We start from the raw sequence: 3,037 nt of genomic DNA, 5'->3' as shown, positions 1-3,037 counted from the left end.
CCCGGGAAGTCGCGGAAATCCTCAACGACTTCTTCCGTATCGTGGTAGAGGCCGTCGACGATCGACAGGGGCTCATCAACAAGTTCCAGGGCGATGCGGCGCTGGCCGTATTCGGTGCCCCGTTGCGCATTGAGGAGCCCGTATCGGCGGCGCTGGCAACGGCGCGGGCATTGGCCAACCAACTGGGGAGGCTGTTGCCCGTTGTCGACTTCGGAATCGGGGTGTCGACTGGCTCCGTATTCGCCGGCAACGTCGGCGCCGAGTATCGCTACGAATACACGGTCATCGGGGACCCCGTCAACGAGGCCGCCCGCTTGGCAGATTATGCAAAGCAAGAGGATTCACGAATCCTCTCGTCCGGCAGCGCGCTTGCACATGCCAGTGCCGCCGAGCGCCAACACTGGTTGCAGCACGGGTCCGCTGTGCTACGTGGCCGACTTACCGCGACGGAGCTTGCGGTGCCACTCAACGATGACTAGTACTGCAGCCGTAGATCGGGATCATTGGTTTTCATGGCGTCGGTAGTGGGATTGTCGGGCGCGGTATTGGTGTCGTCGGCGCCATCGTGACCAGGCCAGGAGCGTGGCTATTGTGTGGTTGGTGGCGAGCAAGAGTGCATCGAAGAGTCGGCGAAACTCGTTGACCGTCAATGCGATCAGGCCTACGGGACCGGGTGCGGCGTCACGTTCGACCGCAGTGGCCACGGCCAGGAAGGCATGAGCGAGCATGGCCAAAGTGGTCCATCGATACCAGGATTTCCAGCGCCGGACTTGGTGCTGATCGAGCCCGACCAATCCTTTGGCGGCTTGGAACGATTCCTCGATGCGCCACCGTTGGCCAGCCACCGCGACCAGGGCACGCAGCGGCACCGGCCGCGGTGAGTAGCAGCGCAGGTAGGCGTGCTCGCCGGTGACGTCGTTGCGGCGGATCAGCAAATGGTGCACACCGGTGTCGGCGTCGTCCTCGGCGAGCAGTCGAAACCACGCCCACGAGTAGAGCCGCGGGCCGTGGGCTCCGGCACCGGCGGAGTGGCGCTGCCAGGCACTCGGCGCGATCAGCGCGGGCAGCGCGTCGACGCGGATCGGGCCGGCGTGGGTGGGCACCCGCCGGTTGGCCGCCACGGCCAGAACGTAGCCCAACCCATGATCGCGAACGGCTGCCCGCAACCGCGGGTCGGCGCCGTAGACTTCATCGCCGGCCACCCACTGGGCCGGTACGTTTGCCTCGACCGCGCGGTCGATCAACGCCGTAGCCAGCCTCGGCTTGGTGGCAAAGTCCCTGTCCTGCTGCGGGATTCCCGCTTGATCGCAGCGATCAGAATCCTCGGTCCACGACTTGGGCAGGTAGAGGGCGCGGTCGATCAGGGCGTGCCCACGTGGGGCGGCATAGGTCAGATAGACCGCGACTTGGGAGTTCTCGATGCGGCCTGCGGTGCCCGAGTATTGGCGCTGGACTCCCACACTGTGGGTGCCTTTCTTCACGTCGCCGGTCTCGTCGACCACCAGGATCGCCCCGGGGTCGCCGAACGCGTCAACGACATAGTCGCGCAGGTCGTCGCGCACCGCGTCGGCGTCCCAGCGCGCCCGCGCCAGCAGATGTTGCAGACCATCAGGCGTGGCGGCGCCGCGGTGTTCGCCGATGGTCCAGCAATTCTTGCGGTCCAGGCCCGAGACCATCCCCAGGATGAGCTCACCGGCATGCCGCAAGGGCTCGTAGCGGGCGAAGCGCGGCGCGATCCGGTCGATCATCGCCGAGTACTCGGTCCACCACCGATCGGGGTCTACGCTGTGAACCGCGGTGACCGCGGCCAATTCTATTGTCTTCACAAACATCGAACGATGCCGCGGTCACCCCTCCGACCAGCGCAGACACGCCCAGAACCACTAGCCCCGATCTACGGCTGCAGTACTAGTTCACTGTCGGCGACGGCGACCGTCGCGGCGACGTCGAGGAATTCAACCCCTGGCCCAGAACCGACCACCTCCCCAACCACTACGTGGGAAACATGTCCTGCCAGGTTTTGGGCGCCGACGAGGTGACGAGGTTGGATTGCCGGGACAGCTGCCGGTCCGGACCGACATATCCACCCGTGAGCGGGTCGTAATGAACGACGGCCAACGATGGCCCAGGCCCAGAACCGTTGCCCCCGAACGAACTCGGAGCCGCATGAGGTGCCCCGGTTGGGGGCCCCGCCGGCGGAAGCGGTCCTGCAGGTAGAAGCGGTCCCGGAGGCCGGGGCGTTCCCTCTACCGGTCCGAAGATCCTGTCGCGGTAGAAACCGACCCGGTCGTCGGGCCGGATGCCCTGCGCGAGCAGGTTGGGATCCAGCGGGTAGGTGCCAAAAACATGCTGGCGCATCGCCAGCGGTTCGAATGGCTTGTCGCTGTTGCAGATCTCGACTGTCGGCGCGCGCTTTCCCGGGTGTCCCATACACGGGTAATTGCGGGCGCCACGAACCGCGATCGGTGAATCCTGCGGCAGTTTGCAGTACAGCCCGTCGGGGGTATCGATCGTGGTGGTGTCGGCCGGCGAACGCCATTGGCTGGGCGGAAGGAAACCGACCGTGCAGGCCGGCGGATCGTTGACGGTGATAGAGAAGTCGCTCTCGGCCATCCCGGTCGGGTTTTTAGTACCAATCAGCGATTGGATAACGGCGGTGAACGGCGGTAGCAACACCAGTACTTGTTCCAACGAGGGGTGGTAGGTAACGGCGATCTGGCCGACGGTAGTGAGGTTGGCCAGCAGCACCGGCAGCGTCGGTTTGATTTGGTCGAGCAGCCGGGACACCTCGTTCAGCGCCCCGGGCCCCTTGTCCAGCAGGCTGCGCACCGGTGGGTCGTCGGTCACCACCTGCCCGGTGAATCCGGCAAGGCTGCGTGCCCACAGCCGGACCGCGTCGGTGGTCTGCGCTTGCGCGTCGAGAAGCCGCGTGGTGTCCTCGGTGAGTGTTCGGGTGCGGTCGGCGACGCCGTTGAGATCACCCGAGAGCTGTGCTGACGAGTCGAGCAGCGAACCGAGATCGTAACCGGCCCCGTTG

At 65.6% G+C, this 3,037-nt stretch carries 2 protein-coding genes and 1 pseudogene; 1 reads left to right on the top strand and 2 read right to left on the bottom strand.

The window, feature by feature from the left end:
* A partial coding sequence (locus VGG53_RS10450; RefSeq protein WP_331517984.1) for an adenylate/guanylate cyclase domain-containing protein occupies nt 1-479 on the top strand: 479 nt, incomplete at its 5' end.
* A 21-nt stretch (nt 480-500) separates the two neighbouring features.
* Here VGG53_RS10450 and VGG53_RS10445 read toward each other — a convergent pair.
* Both VGG53_RS10445 and VGG53_RS10440 read right to left on the bottom strand, forming a co-directional pair.
* On the bottom strand, nt 501-1,748 hold the full coding sequence (locus VGG53_RS10445) for an IS701 family transposase (RefSeq protein ID WP_422656392.1): 1,248 nt from the start codon (nt 1,746-1,748) through the stop codon (nt 501-503).
* Nucleotides 1,749-1,992: 244 nt separating this feature from the next.
* Nucleotides 1,993-3,037: pseudogene (locus VGG53_RS10440) on the bottom strand (mammalian cell entry protein); the annotation flags it as partial.

This window comes from Mycobacterium sp., from assembly GCF_036490025.1.
Taxonomy (GTDB): Bacteria; Actinomycetota; Actinomycetes; order Mycobacteriales; family Mycobacteriaceae; genus Mycobacterium.
The sequence above is the reverse complement of the archived record's forward strand: the minus strand, read 5'-3'. Positions and strand labels throughout refer to the sequence as shown.